The 17,061-nt window shown below is 47.3% G+C and carries 15 protein-coding genes; 8 read left to right on the top strand and 7 right to left on the bottom strand.

Annotation, left to right across the window (positions count from 1 at the left end; genetic code table 11):
- Nucleotides 1-54: 54 nt before the first annotated feature.
- Nucleotides 55-837, bottom strand: coding sequence for an SDR family NAD(P)-dependent oxidoreductase (locus tag AB3N00_RS18230; RefSeq protein ID WP_413035833.1), 783 nt, complete (start codon nucleotides 835-837; stop codon nucleotides 55-57).
- Between the two features lie 145 nt (nucleotides 838-982).
- Between AB3N00_RS18230 and AB3N00_RS18225 the strand changes: the two genes are divergently transcribed.
- Nucleotides 983-1,876 (top strand): LysR substrate-binding domain-containing protein, encoded by an 894-nt coding sequence (locus tag AB3N00_RS18225; RefSeq protein WP_413035832.1) that lies wholly within the window; start codon nucleotides 983-985, stop codon nucleotides 1,874-1,876.
- A gap of 204 nt (nucleotides 1,877-2,080) precedes the next feature.
- Nucleotides 2,081-2,524 carry an Hsp20/alpha crystallin family protein gene (locus tag AB3N00_RS18220; RefSeq protein ID WP_413035831.1) on the top strand — a complete coding sequence of 148 codons (444 nt, stop codon included), beginning with the start codon at nucleotides 2,081-2,083 and terminating at the stop codon, nucleotides 2,522-2,524.
- A 117-nt stretch (nucleotides 2,525-2,641) separates the two neighbouring features.
- Here the strand turns inward: AB3N00_RS18220 and AB3N00_RS18215 are convergent, their stop codons facing one another.
- Together AB3N00_RS18215 and AB3N00_RS18210 are read right to left on the bottom strand one after the other, a co-directional pair.
- Nucleotides 2,642-3,202 (bottom strand): DUF1697 domain-containing protein, encoded by a 561-nt coding sequence (locus AB3N00_RS18215; protein ID WP_413035830.1) that lies wholly within the window; start codon nucleotides 3,200-3,202, stop codon nucleotides 2,642-2,644.
- Nucleotides 3,203-3,297: 95 nt separating this feature from the next.
- Nucleotides 3,298-3,948 (bottom strand): hypothetical protein, encoded by a 651-nt coding sequence (locus AB3N00_RS18210; RefSeq protein WP_413035829.1) that lies wholly within the window; start codon nucleotides 3,946-3,948, stop codon nucleotides 3,298-3,300.
- Between the two features lie 356 nt (nucleotides 3,949-4,304).
- Here AB3N00_RS18210 and AB3N00_RS18205 point away from each other — a divergent pair, with 356 nt between their 5' ends.
- A complete protein-coding gene (locus tag AB3N00_RS18205) occupies nucleotides 4,305-5,939 on the top strand; it encodes a nucleoside hydrolase-like domain-containing protein (protein WP_413035828.1) in 1,635 nt (544 codons plus the stop codon).
- A 95-nt stretch (nucleotides 5,940-6,034) separates the two neighbouring features.
- Here AB3N00_RS18205 and AB3N00_RS18200 read toward each other — a convergent pair whose 3' ends face one another.
- Together AB3N00_RS18200 and AB3N00_RS18195 are read right to left on the bottom strand one after the other, a co-directional pair.
- The gene (locus tag AB3N00_RS18200; protein WP_413035827.1) at nucleotides 6,035-6,166 is read right to left on the bottom strand and encodes a hypothetical protein; all 132 of its coding nucleotides are present in this window, start codon (nucleotides 6,164-6,166) and stop codon (nucleotides 6,035-6,037) included.
- Between the two features lie 203 nt (nucleotides 6,167-6,369).
- Nucleotides 6,370-7,857 (bottom strand): DUF5123 domain-containing protein, encoded by a 1,488-nt coding sequence (locus tag AB3N00_RS18195; RefSeq protein WP_413035826.1) that lies wholly within the window; start codon nucleotides 7,855-7,857, stop codon nucleotides 6,370-6,372.
- 121 nt (nucleotides 7,858-7,978) lie between these two features.
- Between AB3N00_RS18195 and AB3N00_RS18190 the strand changes: the two genes are divergently transcribed.
- From AB3N00_RS18190 to AB3N00_RS18180, 3 genes are read left to right on the top strand one after another with little or no spacing between them, the layout of a single operon-like run.
- Entirely contained in the window at nucleotides 7,979-8,518 is a 540-nt protein-coding gene (locus tag AB3N00_RS18190) for an SMI1/KNR4 family protein (protein WP_413035825.1), read from the top strand.
- Between the two features lie 4 nt (nucleotides 8,519-8,522).
- Complete coding sequence (locus tag AB3N00_RS18185; protein WP_413035824.1) at nucleotides 8,523-8,684, top strand: hypothetical protein; 162 nt, start codon at nucleotides 8,523-8,525, stop codon at nucleotides 8,682-8,684.
- Nucleotides 8,662-9,318, top strand: coding sequence for a DUF2625 family protein (locus AB3N00_RS18180; RefSeq protein WP_413035823.1), 657 nt, complete (start codon nucleotides 8,662-8,664; stop codon nucleotides 9,316-9,318). The genes AB3N00_RS18185 and AB3N00_RS18180 overlap by 23 nt, the downstream gene beginning before the upstream one ends.
- Before the next feature lie 131 nt (nucleotides 9,319-9,449).
- Here AB3N00_RS18180 and AB3N00_RS18175 read toward each other — a convergent pair whose 3' ends face one another.
- Both AB3N00_RS18175 and AB3N00_RS18170 read right to left on the bottom strand, forming a co-directional pair.
- On the bottom strand, nucleotides 9,450-10,790 hold the full coding sequence (locus AB3N00_RS18175; RefSeq protein ID WP_413035822.1) for an MFS transporter: 1,341 nt from the start codon (nucleotides 10,788-10,790) through the stop codon (nucleotides 9,450-9,452).
- 245 nt (nucleotides 10,791-11,035) lie between these two features.
- Entirely contained in the window at nucleotides 11,036-13,687 is a 2,652-nt protein-coding gene (locus AB3N00_RS18170; RefSeq protein WP_413035821.1) for a cation-translocating P-type ATPase, read from the bottom strand.
- Nucleotides 13,688-14,059: 372 nt separating this feature from the next.
- Here AB3N00_RS18170 and hcp point away from each other — a divergent pair, with 372 nt between their 5' ends.
- Nucleotides 14,060-15,352 carry a hydroxylamine reductase gene (gene hcp, locus AB3N00_RS18165; protein ID WP_413035820.1) on the top strand — a complete coding sequence of 431 codons (1,293 nt, stop codon included), beginning with the start codon at nucleotides 14,060-14,062 and terminating at the stop codon, nucleotides 15,350-15,352.
- 221 nt (nucleotides 15,353-15,573) lie between these two features.
- A complete protein-coding gene (locus AB3N00_RS18160) occupies nucleotides 15,574-16,965 on the top strand; it encodes a PTS transporter subunit EIIC (protein ID WP_413035819.1) in 1,392 nt (463 codons plus the stop codon).
- Nucleotides 16,966-17,061: the final 96 nt, after the last annotated feature.

The raw sequence follows: 17,061 nt of genomic DNA, 5'->3' as shown, positions 1-17,061 counted from the left end.
GTCAATAGGCTATGCTGTGTAATGGTTCCGTAGCAATCGGAACGTTACTCTGGATTAGAACCAACGGCTCAGGTCCGGATAACCGGTGGTTGCCCAAGCCCCATCCACGATCAGGCTGGAACCGGACACATATCCTGCATCCTCACTTGCGAGGAACAGGGCAGGTCCCGTCATTTCTTTCGGCTGTGCCGCGCGCTTCATTGGAATCCGCTCCATATAGGCTTCTTTGATATCTGCATTGGAGAGCAGTTCCGCAGTTAGCGGGGTATCGATGAGGCCGGGAAGAATGGCATTCACGCGGATACCGTTACGAGCCATTTCAAGTGCTCCGTTCTTGGTGAGCATTTCGACGCCAGCTTTGGCAGAGGCATAGGCCGATCCGGCATACATGGGTACCTGAGAGTTGAGGGAAGCCACGTTTACAATGGCTCCGCCACCATGTTTAGCCATCTCAATGGCTTCATGTTTCATGCTCAGGAAGACACCTTTCATACACAAATCCACGGTAAAGTCCCAATCTTTCTCAGAGAGCTCAGTAATTACGCCTGCACGTGAGGCGCCTGCCACATTAAAGGCCAGATCGACTTTTCCGAATTGTTTGACTGCCGCACCGACCATTTCCTCCACATCATTTTCAACGGTCACATTGGCTTTAACGCCGATAAAACGTTCCCCGAGTTCACCCTGGATGGTTTCCAGACGCTCCATATTCAAATCAGCGGCAAGTACAGAAGCGCCTTCTTGGACAAGTCGTCTCGCAATGGCATAACCGATACCGGATGCCGCACCTGTAACAATCGCCACTTTACCTGCAAATCGATTTTCATATGTATTCATATGTAACACTCCTTCGTCTTATAAGAATAATGATTTCGCTTACATTCATCTTCAATTCAAAGTATACTTAATTTTATAGTTCATGTATATTTAACAAAAATACACTTGACTTAAAAAAAATTAATGCAAGAGGATAGAGGTTACTATGAATCTGGAACAAATGGTTTATGTGCTTGAAGTCGAAAAGACAAAATCCATTACGATCGCTGCATCGTCCTTGTCGGTTACACAATCCACCATCAGTCAGGCGATAACTCGTCTGGAGCATGAGCTGGGCATGCAGTTATTCAGCCGTTCCCGTAATGGTGCATATCTTCTGGAACACGCCAAGCCCATTTTGGACAAAATGAGATCTGTCGTGGATACGGTGCAAACCATCAAGGAGGATGCCCAGTATATCGGGGAATCGATCCATGGAGAGCTGCGATTGTCTGCCATACCTGGAGGAGTTCCGGGCATTATACCTACCATTGCGAGTATGAAAAAACGGTATCCGGACCTGAAATTTGAGCTATCCGAAAGTGCTGCGCGCAATATTATCAAAGATGTACGTCACAAACAGGTCGATCTCGGCCTAATCGCCTTGTACAGAGATGATATGGAGCAGCATCTGGAAGGACTTCGCTTTGTTCCGATTGATGAAGGGGTTATGCGTGCATGTGTAAATCATACCAATCGCTTGGCAGGCAGAAAATCGATCACGATGCGTGAGTTGAAAAATGAGACACTTGTGTTATTTAATGATGAACTTGTGGACCTGTTTGTGGGAGAACTCTCACAGGCGGTGGGAGAGGTGGATGTATTGTTTCGAACGAACAATTCCGAAGTTGTTAATGCGGCTCTGGCCCAATTAGATGCTGTGACGATTGGTCATGAATACTCGTTCACACACGACAGAAGTGTTCTGCACCATGACTTCTCCATCCTTGAGATTGAAGGTGTGCAGCGTGTCATTTCCATTGGCTGGGTTATGAGGGAGAGTAAATCTTCCAATCTCATTATCAGGCGTTTTTTAGATCGTTTTCAATATGAAGGGTAACATACACAACAATAGTCAGTAAAAGTCAGAAGGTCAAAAAAGGTCAAAATAAAAGAAAATAGGATCTATTTTCGAACAACAAGTTCTCGTGAGAAAAAATCGTCTGTTTTCAGCTTTTTCGCATTTTGAGCATTTTCCACAGGGGGAATATAATAATTCATGTAAGGCAGCAACAAGCCAATCACATATAAGGAGATGATGTTCATGTTTGATCTGATCCCGTTTCGTAAACGAAATGAAGACTTGTTCGGACACATGCTGAAATCCTTCAATGATATGGTTGACAGCCCATGGGTTTCTCCCTTTGGAACCGGCAGCCAGCCATTCCGGACGGATATCCGTGAGGAGGACGACAAGTACTTGATCGAGGCCGAGCTTCCAGGCATCGCCAAGCAAGATATTGATATTCAGGTTCAGGGCAATGAATTGATCATCCGCGCCAAACGCAATGAATTCCATGAACAGAAGGATGACTCCAATCGAATCATTCGGCAGGAGCGCCGATCAGGTACATTCCTTCGACGTTTCTATGTGGAACAGATTGATGAGGAGCACATCAAGGCCAGATTGGAAGACGGCGTGCTGAAGCTTGAAATTCCAAAACGCCCAGGGGATGATCATACCCGCAGACGTATTCAGATTGATTAATCATTGCATGTGCAGTCTTAAAAAGATTTCCCTCACGGCAGCGAGCATGGAGCAGACATCCGGCCGATGTTTCCTCCATGCCACCCCATGGGGGATCTATTACATAAAGGAGTTTTTTTATGATTTCTCTGCCGCAGCCTGCATGAGTTTATAGATCTGACGGGTCGTATTGACGTTTCTAACCGTCATATACTTGTAAATGGAGGAGCCCACAAGTTTGTTCATTCCGCTTTTGGTGGCATTTTCTCTGCTGACCGAATATAAAATGGCTCCGGTAACGTAAATCAATGTACCGACTTCGGGTTTGAGGGGTAGCTTGTCCAGAACCGAGACATCGTTCACCTCATCCCAGAGAAACATGACATCACTCTTTGCCTGCTCATCATTGGTCCATTCCTCTGGCAGGGCCTGAAGCACGGTCTGCATTTCATCCATATTGCGCACCACAACCCGGATCTGCAATCCGAAGTCTGCGGCAATGGCTTGTTCGAGCACCTGGGATATCTCAACATTGGCATCGAGTCGTTCCTGATGGTCGGCAAATATGATGTTGCCCGAATTAATGTAAGTCACGACATCCAGCATGCCTGCTTGTTCAAACGTCTCTTTTAGCTGCTTCATATTGATTTTATTATTCCCGCCTACATTAATGCCCCGAAGCAAAGCAACATAAATCATGATCGTCCCCCCGTTTACAAAAAGTTTTAGAATGCTACACATCGATCCAATTTCATACCGATCTTCCGATCATTATTATTCTATATTTCAGCGATTTAACGAAGGGATAAATACTCGAATAAATGTTCCGTATGCTCTTCGCCCAGCAGATCATTCAATAAAGGCTCTACATGCTCCAGATATTCGGGCTTGGTTTCATAGGTTTCCTCATCCTTTACTTCTCCGCCATAAGAGCGAGCAGCTTCAATCAGGATGGCGAGTGCAGTGAACAAGTTGGACAACGAATCCGCGATACGTTTGGGTTCTCCACCTTCAAAGGCAGCATAGACAGGTGAGTTCGGTGCGCTCGTATCCACAATCAATGGATCATCATTGAAATTCGCAATAACGACATGACTTGTTGTCCAAGAGGGAGACTCCTCATATGGCTCATGCATGCCGATCCAGCGGAAGCCATGCTGCTGGCGGTGCAGATGTTCAGGTGCAACAAAGAATAACAGGGCAGCATCGCCAATTTCCACGGCTGCATTTTTCATTTTGAGTGTCCCTTCAGCATTCGCATCTCTCATCTCATAATGGGTGTACAGATGTAAAAGTTCAGGAGAGAGCGGTATACGTATATCCACTTCGGGCTGGTGAGGTTGTTCACGAGGGCGCAGATCATGATTTTTGAAAAGTCCGTAAGCTTCATTGTACAAGTCCTGCTGTTCAACAAACCGTTCTAAGGCGGCGTCCAGTTTATCCATGGGTTTATTTCCTCCAGATGGTGTGAATGTCATGCCTATGTATGTGATACAGTCTTCCTAAGGATTATAATATATCAAAATGGGAAAAGCTTACACTCCGTTGTTGACTTAATTCAGGCATGCCGAAAAAAATATAATTGAATGCGTTTACATCCGTTCGTGAACATGCTATACTTCTTTTCAAATAAGGATTGTTACTGCTCCGGCAGGCAAAACCTGAACATCTATATGCATGGATTCTGTCCATGGCGTATTCATGTTTGGGTTTTTTTGCATTCTGCGGTCCATATTAAGAAGCAAAGCGCGCGCTGGTCATTCCCACACACATCATGCTGAACAAAAGAAAGGGGAGCATTATGAACAAGAGAAAATGGTTGAATGTATTCGCTGCAGGCTTTATCAGCACTATTCTGGTGATTAGTGGATGCGCATCCAAAACACCTCAAGCAGCCAGTGATACACCGAATCAGGCAACGGAACAGGAAGAGACCAACAATCAGAACACAACAAACAATGAAACCGCCAAGGGAAGAACCGTCATTACAACCGATGGTGAAGTAGACGATATGAACTCAGTTATCCGTTTTTTGCTGTATTCCAATGAGATGGATCTGGCCGGCATTGTGTTAACCAGTTCGGTGTATCATTACGCAGGCGATAAAGAAGCGGGGATTGAACCTTTCCGCTGGACAGGTACACAGTGGGTATACGATATGATCGATGCCTACGGAGAGATCTACCCGAATCTGTCCAAACACGCGGACGGCTATCCGGAGCCGGAACAGCTTCGAGCAATGACCAAAATCGGAAATATCTCCGATAAAGGCGAGATGGAGAAGGAAACGGAAGGCTCCGAATTTCTCCAAACCCTTTTCCTCGACGATGATCCCCGTGATCTGATTGTTCAAACCTGGGGTGGCACCAATACAACGGCGAGAGCGTTAAAGTCCATTGAGGAGCAATACAAAGACACGGCGGAGTGGGAAACCATCCGCAAAAAAGTCAGTGATAAACTGGTGCTGTACATCATCCTAGACCAGGATGACAGTTATAACGAATATATTGCGAAGAACTGGCCGGACATCCGCATTTTGAATGATCAGTCGAACTTCTGGCACTTCGCTTATGCGTGGAAGATGCATGCCGAAGAAGTAAACAGCAAGCTGCATGGGGACTGGATGATCAAAAACATTCTGGATGGACATGGCAAGCTGATGGATATGTATGCTTCCATGGGCGACGGCAAAATGATTGAAGGCGAACTGGACGAAGAACAGCGCGGAAGTGATGAGTATCTCAAAAACAATCCGCAATATGATAAATACGACTTTATCTCCGAGGGGGATTCCCCGTCCTTTTTCTATCTGATTGATAACGGACTGCGGAGTATGGAAGACCCTTCCTACGGCGGCTGGGGTGGACGATTCGGTGCTGTGAATGACAAGTTATTTAGAAACAATGTGCTGGATTACGATCCTTATACGAAACGATATGAGGCCGAATATTCCTTGATGAGATGGTTTGACGATATTCAGGACGATTTTGCGGCTCGTGCAGATTGGGCTGTTGCTGACACTTATGAAGGGGCCAATCATAACCCGACGCTGACCATTAAGGAAGGACTCGATCTGTCCGTCAGTCCGGGTGAACGTGTGAGTCTGAATGCCGAAGGGAACGACCCCGATGGCGATCAATTGACTTACAAATGGTGGAGATACTTTGAGGCAGATACGTACGAGGATGCCAAAGTGGAGCAGGAAAAAGTACAGAAGGAAATGGCAGGCGATCTGATGCTTGGATTGCATCGGGAGCTGGCTCAGGATGAGCAGGTAGACACGATCAAACTGGAAGGCAGTGACACGAGCACGGTAACATTCACCATACCTGAGGATGCCCAATCCGGTGACACGATTCATATCGTTGCCGAGGTACAGGACGATGGTGAGCATCAGCTGAAGCATTATCAACGTGTTATTTTGACTGTGAAATAAGCTGCTCTTTTAATGAAAGAATAAAAACAGGGAGATCCCAAAAGCCATAAACTGGCGGGATGTCCCTGTTCTAGTTTTGTGCGTTAATACCTTGTTCATGCACGGGTCGGACGCTGAATGCCTGTCCAGAACACATTCCAGGCAATGGCGAGTGCGTGTTCATAGGATTGCCGGGTCTCATACACGAGCTGTACATCCAGTCCGTTCATCAGGGTGACAAAAGCCACCGTAGCTTCCTCCGGATTCAGGCGGATGTCCTCATGTTTGGCAAATACGGCTGCAAGCTCATTCTTGAGTGTTCCAAGGTACGTTCCGCTATTTAATCTAGAACAAGGTATTGCTCATAGAAAGTTAAAGAGCCTGTGCAGTTAAGCACAGGCTCTTATTTTCTAGGATTTAAGGTTGGTTGGCCCACATGGACTTTATAATGTTACCTCGGTGCAAGGTAGCCATATCCTTCTGCGGGTGATCCGGGCTGGAGATTGAAGTTATTACCGGGCTCATCCATAAAGGCCGGGTTTACATACCGTGAATGAGCGTCATTGCCGGAGTCCTTGATGTAGGCTGAGAAGCCGTAATATCCTTTGTTTTTCCAGACCCACAGGGCATCTTCCTCTGAGATCGGGGTGTAATACACATTTTGGTCAATTACATTCCCTGAATTGCTATTGTATTCATTGTAGATCAGGACGCCGGAGCTGCCGGATACAACAATGTTGTGTGTAAACGTATTATTCTTCGTCATGGCCTGCACGAATAGCTGACCATTGCCTGCACCCAACGTGTCATTCTGAAATAGTGTATTATACATAATCGTACTATGTTCAGTAGATCCTCGTTCCTCGTCATATCCTCCCATAGCAATGCCTGTCAGCCTGTTGTGATAGACCAGGTTATCCTGCAGCGTAATGCTGCTTGTCGAACGTCCCGCATGTTCTGATGCGATTTCTATCCCTATATCGTTGCGGTAGACCCGGTTCTGGTCAATGATATGAGCTGTACCTCCATCTACATAGATGCCCCCAGCCGAATTACTGCCGTTCGGGAGGCTGATTCCATAGGAAGGGTTAAGATTGGAAGAAATGTCGTAGACCTCGTTTCCCCGTACGATTCCATTGCGGGCCTGATCGTAAGTATCGTCTTTAGAGGTACCTTCATACCCAATCAGATCGATTCCGATGTTGTCCGTATCATGGATTGTATTATCCAGTATGGAAAAGGTATCGACATTACCGTTAACAGCGAGTGACTCGCTTGAACCCAGCACGAGATCATACAATTCATTATCCTGGATCAGGATATTCCGCAATGCAACGGGGTGTTCGGTGCCATAAACGGCAATGCCGTGCGCATCCCTGCCGGTTAAATCAGGTCCTTCCGGCTGTACATTGCTCGCGATAGCGTGTACGGTGTTACCCGCGATTTGAATGTGTTCTCCTGCCCCATGCACGTAAATTCCTGTGGGTACCTGGTCTCCAATGGTAGTGGTGAAGTTGCGGATTTCGAAATTTTGGATCGTGACATAACTGGCATTCTCAAGTTCGATCAATCCTTCAATTCCACTTACAGACAGACCTGTACCATCAATAATGGCTTTTTCTCCAGGGTAGCTGGAAAAGACGGTAGGCTCATCGGCGGAATGACCGTTCCGGGTGATTTTGAGTTTCTGGTGATACACACCCTCCCGCAAATAAACCGTACTTCCTGGCGTAACTTGATCCGCAGCATGCTGCATTGTTTTCCAGGGGGAGTGGATGGTCCCGCTGTTCGTATCGTCACCCTCGGGTGATATGTAATAGACTTCCTGATGATCGGATATCTCAGTCGGAACGGGATTTGAAATGGATGAAGCCTGATCCTGGCAACCCGCTGCCAGCAGCGTCAGAGCCAGAATACAAAATAAGACTGAACGAAGCAAAGTGTTTCCTCCTTATGAATAGCTGTGAAGTTTTGATTATAGCAGATTTGAATGGTGAAATAAGCCATGATATGCTCATAGAAAGGCAGAATTCGCACGTGTAATGGGGGGTTACGATACAATGTGGAAAGAAGTTTTTGAAAGGGAATGGGAGAAGCGCCCCGGGGCGAGCCAGGAAGAAATGAATGCATTTATGCAAACGTGGAATGACCCGTTATCCGCACAGGAGCTGCAAGAGATCCGGGAAAGGCAGAAGAATCCGTTTCCGAAGTCATCGCCGTTCCATGATAAGTATGTGCCTCTTGACCCGTCATCCTGGTCGTTTCCGACACATATCTTACCGGACAGTTATGTTCAGTTTCTTGCGTATTCCAACGGGGGAGAGTTCCAGAATGGAGATCGGACCTTTCAGTTTTTCGGTACGCACGACTTCAGAGAAATGAATCTGGCTTACGAATTCGCAGAGTATATGCCTGGCTCGGTTTCTTTTGCGATGGATGGTAACGGCAACCATTATATATTCGATATGAGAGAGGGACCCCGAGACGGGGAGTACCCGATTCTTGTCGCTCATTCCGGAAATCTGGGGTATGAGGATTGCATACATGTGGCAGATACGTTGCTTGAGTTATGCAGGGGAACGGATGAGATTGAGTTGTAGTTTGATGGGGGACGAAACAGATATCAGCACGGATCTGGACAGCTGGAATGGTGAAGTGGTGAAGGTTTATTGTGGTCTAAATGGACAAACAAAAGAGATGATAGGTATGGATAATGAATCCATATCCCGGAAGGAGAAGGACTGTGCATACACTGTCTGCAGATGAATTAGTTGATCGGGAGAATCACGCTTGGGAGGAATTAAAGGAGCTGTTGGACAGCGGACAAAATACATACGTGTATGTTCCTGCGCAGCGGAAGGATGCGGAAGATACGCTTTATCGTCTTCAAGTGAGCACCAGATCCTACCTGGGAGCCGTTGCTTATGAGACAGAAGGCATTGTGCTGGATCATGGATGGATCACGCTGCTGGGTGCGGGCGGTGACAGCTTGTTTGGGAGTCTACCCAGCTGGAATGGTGTGAGCGACAAGCCCTGCGTACAGGCCTTGGAGGGCATGATGGTGGTTGCCTACGATGTGGCAGGCGGATTTTTCGCACTGGATACAGGCAAGTTTGGTCGTACTGGAGAGGTATACTATTTTGCACCGGATACACTGGAATGGGAATCGACGGAGCTTGCTTATTCGGGGTTTATAAACTGGCTGGCGAATGGCAATCTGGAACAGTTTTATCAGACCTTTCGCTGGAACGGATGGCAGAATGATCTGACGCAGATTCAAAGAGGACAAGTATTTGCCTATTACCCACCTCTTTGGACGCAAGAAGGCGGAGGGGAGAGCAGCAGCAAGGCACCTATTGCGGTGGAGGAAGCCTGGAAGGCTGCACTGGATGGGAAATAGTATGGGATACGAATTCCAAGGCTTGAATTAAACGGGGAAATTGAACGTACCTAAGCGGAAAAATAGCCTGCACTGTGTGCAGGCTGTTTGGGTGTTCTTTTTAGTTTAATTCATGATTCGAAAGCGTTGCATTACTTAGCCGCACTACCCTGTACAGCCCCGGAATGGGAAGTTTTGCTATGCCAAACCACGATAACAAGCGAAACCAGACAAATCAGGAGCAGACATCCATATACAATATGATAGGCTTCTTCTACCAGGACGCCCGGAATACTGTGTAACAGCAGTCCGCAGACGGCTACGGACATCGAACCGCCGAAGAACTGAATCAACTGAAGCATGCCCATCCCCGATCCGATCTGCGCTTTGGGAAGGATGCGTGACGTTTCGTTATTCAGTGAAGCTATGGAGGCAGAAAGTGCAGGTGAGAAAAAGAGATAGCCAGCTGTAATGATCAGAGCAGACTGACTCAGTCCCAGCATAAACAGCGTGAGTACACCTGCAAGCAGCACATGTCCGATCATCAAAAAGCGAATGTTGCCGTAACGGTCAATCCAGCGTCCGACGAAACGGGTGCAAAAGGCCGAGACAATGGCTCCCGGAGCAATGAGCAAACCAATCGTGAGCGAAGAGCGTCCGAACAGATCGGCAAGGACAAGCGGCATCAGGAACAGATTGCCGAGATTGACCACCAGAACACAGAAGCCGATCACAATTAACCGGGTATACCCCGGCGTTCGGAACACATCCGGATTGACAAATGGAAGGCTTGCTTTGCGGATATACACGATATGCACCACAAGAGATAGGACACCGATGGCGAACCAGATCCAGGATTGCTGGGTAATCGCGACCAGAAGTGTGATTGCATTAATAACCGTCAACACTGCACCGATCATATCGAAGGTGTTGTCTGGATTGGCCGTTTCACGCGGGAGAAAATAGAGCAATACAGGCAGTGCAAACAGAACCAGCACCGTAATCGCAAAAAGTCCATTCCATCCCCAGTATTCGCTGATGACTCCGCCGACAATAGGGCCTAGACCAAAAGCCATGGCACTCCCTGAAGAAATCAGGGCAATGGCGGATCCGCGCCGTTCCAGCGGGATGTAACGGCTGGCGATGACAAGACCCAGTCCGGCCATAACCCCGGCACCTGCGGATTGCAAAATGCGTGTCAGCAGCAGGATGGCAAAGCTATGCGCAAATAATCCGAGTAACGAAGACAAGCCCAGAATCAGCAGTCCAATCGTCAGCAGTTTGCGCACCGGGACCCGATCGGATAGTCGGCTGAATATTACGGTCGACAAGGCGTACCCGATCGAATAACTTGAGATGACCCAGGAGCCCAGATCAGAAGTAATGTGGAGATCGTTAATAATGACGGGCAGGGATACATTAAACATGGTGGTGTTCATTACAACAATGAACAGACAGCATGTCCAGAGAGGCATTACAATTTTATCTTTCACGTTACCATTCCTGTCTATGGATTCAGTTGAGCTATAACGAAAATCAATAAACCATTTTACGCTCAATCTGTATATATGGCAATAATGTCATAAAATTTGATCGATCTCTGAATCGAAAAGAATGACGATTGTCCTGTTACAGACCAATACATATAGCAAAAGGCACCCGTGTTAAGGGCGCCTTGTTGAGCATTTTGCATAAATTCAAACAGTGATTTCCAATCACCAATATATAGATATCCTACCTACGATGCAGTGACCGTTTTGCCGCGGTTGCGAATCCATTTGATGACGTCCATCAGAATGACGGCGAGGAGAGCAAGTCCTCCTGCGATCAGGAATTCGTTCCAGCCAAACGTATCCGGAATGGCGAAGATACCACGCACACCCGGGATCAATGTGATTCCGTAGAGACAGAGACAAACCAGGATCGAGCCCAGAACCAATTTATTGGTGGTGAAGCCTACCTGGAAAATGGTCTGTGTGTTGGAACGCGCTGCAAAGGTTTGCAGACTCCGTGCCAGAATCAGGGTCGTAAAGGCCATCGCTACACTCATTTCCTCAGAGATGCCAAGCCCGATATATTGAGACACAATAACTGCCGCACCAATCAGTACACCACGTGTAATGACGGCTTGAAGGGTACCCCCGGCAAAGATCCCTTCATTGATATCACGCGGTTTGCGCCGCATAACATCCGGTTCAGCCTTTTCTGTTCCTAGTGCAATGGCAGGCAGGGAGTCATTGACCAGGTTGATGAAGAGCAGCTGTAATGCCGTAAACGGATTAACCCAACCGATGACGAGTGCAAACAAAATGGCGATAATCGCCCCGAGGTTACCGGCAAACAGGTATGCAATGGCTTTTTTGATATTATCAAATACCATACGGCCCACACTGACTGCGTTAACGATGGATACAAAGTTATCATCCGTCAGAATCATGGCTGCCGCATCTTTGGCGACGTCTGTTCCGCTGCCCATCGCTACACCGATGTCGGCCTGCTTCAGTGCAGGAGCGTCATTGACGCCGTCTCCGGTCATGGCTGCAATTTTACCCTTGCGCTGCCATGCGCGCACGATTCGAATTTTATTTTCAGGGGATACCCGGGCATATACCGAGATATGTTCGAGCTGTCGATCTAGCTCTTCATCCGACATTTTGTCCAGCTCGGCGCCGGTAATGGCCAGGTCATCAGGTCCGGCAAGTCCAATATCCCGTCCAATTGCCTGTGCTGTTGTTTTGTGATCCCCTGTGATCATGATCGTGCGAATGCCAGCCTTCATGGACTCTTCAATGGAGCCGTATACAGCTTCACGCGGAGGATCAATCATGGCCGTCAGCCCAACAAGGATCAAATCATATTCATCCTCGGGTGTGACCTGTTTTTTGTCATCAAACCTTTTGTAAGCATACGCCAGTACGCGGAAAGCCCGCTTGGAAAAGGCTTCGTTTTTCTCTTCAAATTGTGTACGAATTTCAGTTGTAAGCGGCTGAACCTCTCCGTTCATGAACACATGAGTACACCTGCTAAATAACACATCCGGGCCACCTTTGGTCAGCAAAGCTGTCTGTCCCTCAAACGTATGCACCGTACTCATCAGTTTTCGATCCGAGTCAAATGGAAGTTCGGCTTCCCGCGGGAACTGGTCCCGAATTTCGTTGTAATCCTTATTCACCCGGTTACTGAAGGCAATGAGAGCGACCTCGGTGGGATCACCCAGTTCCTTGCCTTCCTGATTAATATTCGAATCATTGCAGAGCACTGCAATATGTAACAAACGTCGTTCCTCTTCAGACCACTGATCGGGGTCGTCGGGGAATTCTTCTTTGGTCCCATGGGGGATGTAATAATCCACAACCGTCATCTTGTTTTGGGTAAGAGTCCCTGTTTTGTCAGTACAGATAATGCTGGCAGAACCGAGTGCCTCCACAGCAGGCAGACGGCGAATGATTGCATGCTGCTTGGCCATTTTATTGGTGCCCAGTGACAGCACAATCGTCACGATGGAGGAGAGGGCTTCAGGAATGGCGGCGACCGCGACAGCAACGGCAAACATCAGAGCATTGATGATCGAAGGACCCAAGTTGTCCGTGCCTTCCGTTAACCAGACGCGTCCTGCCTCAATGCCAAAAATAAGAATGGACAGACCCAGGATGAAGAAGCCCAGTTTTTTGCTGAAGGCTTCCAATTTGCGCTGCAGCGGAGTTTCTTTGGCTTCTGCATTTTCAATCAATTCGGCGATCTTGCCGATTTCGGTTTTTAACGCGGTGCCGGTAATCACCAGAGTGCCCCGGCCATATACAACCAGTGAGCCGCTGAAGGCCATATTGCGCCGGTCACCGATGGGAGCTTCCTCCGGAATGGCATCCGCATGTTTCTCTGCTGCTTCGGATTCCCCGGTGAGCATGCCTTCATTGATTCTCAGGCTTCCGGATTCCAAAATTCGGCCGTCTGCCGGCACGTAATCTCCCGCATCCAATAAAACGATATCGCCGGGAACGAGCTCCCTGGCCGGAATGGTCTTTTTCTCGCCATCACGGATCACTTTGGCTTCAGGCGCAGACATCTGCCTTAGGGCGTCGAGTGAGCTTTCCGCTTTTTTGGTTTGTACGACACTGATCACGGCATTCAACAGGATGACCAAAAAGATGATCAGTGATTCAATCAGATGTCCTAGTACAACCTGTACACCTGCTGCAATGAGCAGCACGATGACCATGGGATCTTTAAAGTTTTCGAGAAATAGCTTCCAAACAGGTGTTGCATTTTTACCTTTTAATTCGTTATATCCTTCTGTCTCAAGTCTTTTTGCAGCTTCGGAGGCAGTGAGTCCCTTCGCGGAACTATCCAACTCTTGAAGTGTCTCCTCTGCACTGTGTCTATAGTGTTGCAATTGACCAGCTCCTTGATTAAATGGATTTCTTCTGTGTATTACCCTTACGGGCAAAATATAGAATCGTTTCATTTCCATATTTTTTATGTTCACAGTATTTTTCATAAGGAGCTTAGATATGCTTCATTTTCAATTTTATTATTTTCAGTGATGCACACAAATCATATGCATCACTGAAATGTTTAATGGACTAGGCCAGTGAGTCTGATAAATAGTCTTGGAGTGAAGTGAGGATTAGAGGTTCATATGGTTGTGAATTATAAAATAAAGTATGAAATGATAGAACTGTGTCTGTCATCACACTTGGTCTCCCGAGGGTTTGTTACGCTATTACCAGCGAATCATTCAGAAACAGGTGTGGGAGGAATGGATATGTTTTGTTATCAGTGTGAGCAGACACCAAGTGGCGGGTGTACCGTTGTCGGGGTCTGTGGTAAAAATGAAACCGTGGCCAGTCTGCAGGATACCATGATTTTTGCGTTAAAAGGTATAGCCGCTTATGCGACACATGCAAGGCAGCTTGGATATCATGATCCGGAAGTGGATCGAATTACGCATGAGGCCCTGTACATGACATTGACCAATTCCAATTTTAATGTTCAGGAACATCTGGATATGGCCATGCAGGTGGGAAACGCTGCGATCCGAATCATGGATGTACTGGATCGTGCACACACGGAGAGATTTGGTATTCCAGAGCCCATCACCGTCACACAGAATCAGATTGAGGGACAATGCATTGTAGTAACCGGACACAACTTGTATGCACTGGAAGAGCTGCTTCGCCAGACAGAAGGGAAGGGCATCAATGTGTATACTCATTCCGAGATGCTGCCTGCTCATGGTTATCCGGTACTCAAGAAGTATGCTCATCTGAAAGGTAATATCGGTAAAGCCTGGTACGATCAGCGTCGATTGTTTGAACAATTCCCTGGCGCCATTCTTGCGACCACAAACTGTGTCATGCCCATCAAAGGTACATATGCCGACCGATTCTTCTCGTACGAAGTGGCCGGACTGGAGGGCGTAGCCAAAATTATGGACGATGATTTCTCGCCCCTCATTGAACGTGCATTGTCGTTGCCTGCGGCTGATGTACAATCGGAGCAGGTATTAACGACCGGATACCACCATGAGACTGTCATTGGACTGGCGCCAGAGATTATACAGGCTGTGAAAGACGGACATATCCGTCGTTTCTTCGTCATTGCAGGCTGTGATGCACCGGGCAAAGGCGGAAACTACTATCGCGAACTGGCGACATCCCTGCCTAACGATACAGTGATTTTAACTACATCCTGCGGCAAGTTCCGCTTCAATGATGTGGACTATGGTACGGTCGGAGACACCGGTATCCCACGTTATATCGATCTGGGCCAGTGCAACAATTCTGGTTCGACCGTAAAAATTGCACTGGCTCTCGCTGACGCTTTTGGATGTACGGTGAATGAGCTGCCTGTCAGCATTGTGTTGTCGTGGTTTGAGCAGAAAGCGGTAGCCATCCTGCTTGGGCTGTTCAGCCTGGGCATTCAGGACATTCGTATTGGACCCAAACCACCAGAGTTTATATCATCTGGTGTATTGGATGTATTAGTGGATTTGTTCGGACTGAAGTTGATTACAACTGCAGAGGAAGACATGAATGCCATGCTGGCATTGTCATAAGGGATTGTAAGGAGAATTAAATAAAAGGATATGGGAGCCGGCGAAAGCGGGCTCTTTGCTGTACCATGAGGAGTTTAGGTCCATATACCTTGCCTTATTCGTAATGAAATGAAAGGAAAATTAGTTTGAATATCCTATTGAAGTTTGTTCATGGAAATGGGTATATAGATAAGGGCACATTATAAAACTCGGGTTTACCGCAGCATAAGGAGAAGGTACATATGATGGACAGGAAATTGGAAGAGATCTTAAAACTCGCAGGTGGAAAGGAAAACATAAGGCAGGTCACGCAGGAAGATCAAGTGACGAGAATGAGCTTGGAAGATAGCAGAAAAGTGGATATGTCAGTCCCTGCTGCCAGTGATCTTGATGCAACAATTCGCATAACAGGTGGAGAATGTCTCTTGTCCCTTAGAGATGATTCCTCCGATTATTATCGTCTGTTAAGGGACATGGGCACAGGAGAGATATCACATGATCACCCACAACGGGAAACAAAGCGTACATACCAAAAGTCATTGTCAATCTTACATTTCATATCTGAGGTGTTCAAACCGTTAATGCCTGCCATTCTGGGAGCCGCAGTCTTGAAGATCGTGCTGGCCTTCATTGCTTTGATTAACATTTACAACTCTTCGGACCTCTCATCATTGCTGCAGAGTCAGACGTATATGATATTCAAATCCATTGGAGACAGTGCTTTTTATCTGCTGCCGATCCTGGTAGCTGTGAGTACGGCGTATCGGTTAAAGAGCAATATGTATGTTGCTGCCGTCATCGGCGGATTGATGTTTTACCCGCAAATAAGCTATATCCTGTCGGGTGAAGAGGAAGTTCAATTTATGGGTGTACCAATGGTTTCGCAGGCTGCCTTTTTCTCTGCGACCCTCTGGATAATTATGACGATCTTGGCGGCGTCCTATGTAGAAAGAGCCGTTGAACGAATCAGCCCTAAGTGGCTGAAGGAAATTTTTGCTCCAGCGTTAACGTTCGGAATCTTCGTTCCATTGGTTCTGATGGTGCTTGGTCCACTTGGTGCATGGATTGACAAGCGGATGCCGGTTGCCGTCAATTCCTTGCTTGGTGATGCGCCGGTTGTAGCTGTGATGCTGCTAGGAGCGGTATTTGCATTAATGCTGCTTGCCGGATTACATTATTGGCTCTTTCCCCTGATCCTTAATGAATTAATGGTTAACGGGTTCTCCGTTATTATTCCTGCTATGCTTGTTGCCTACATAGCTCAGGCAGGGGCGGCACTAGCTGCCGGGCTGCGCAGCAGAGAGCCCGAGTTCAGAAAACTGGCGTTTTGGGCAGCAGGAACTGCCCTTTTGGGTGTGCCGGAGCCAGCAATCTATGCCGTCAATATGAGAAGGAGGGCTTCTTTTTACGCAGCACTGATTGGTGGCGCTATAGGCGGCCTGTATTTCGGAATTTTGTCTGTAAAATCATTCGCCATAAGCGAATCGGCAAGTCTGCTGGAAATCCCGTCCTTCATGGAAGACGGCACACTGAATGTACTGCATACCTGTATAGGTTTGCTCCTGGCTTTCTGTGCTTCTGGGCTGCTTGCATATTGGATGGCAGGCAGGGCAACGAAAAGCAAACAAGTATAAAAAACGATAGCCCGTACCATATGGTGCGGGCTCTCTCGGCGTTCTTGATCCGGATTTTCAATCCAAAGTGGTATTTGAAGAATGATTAAAAAGCCG

This window comes from Paenibacillus xylanilyticus (assembly GCF_047246825.1).
In the GTDB taxonomy this organism is placed as follows: Bacteria; Bacillota; Bacilli; order Paenibacillales; family Paenibacillaceae; genus Paenibacillus; species Paenibacillus xylanilyticus_B.
Note: the sequence above shows the minus strand (reverse complement) of the source record. Positions and strands in the feature narration are given on the sequence as shown.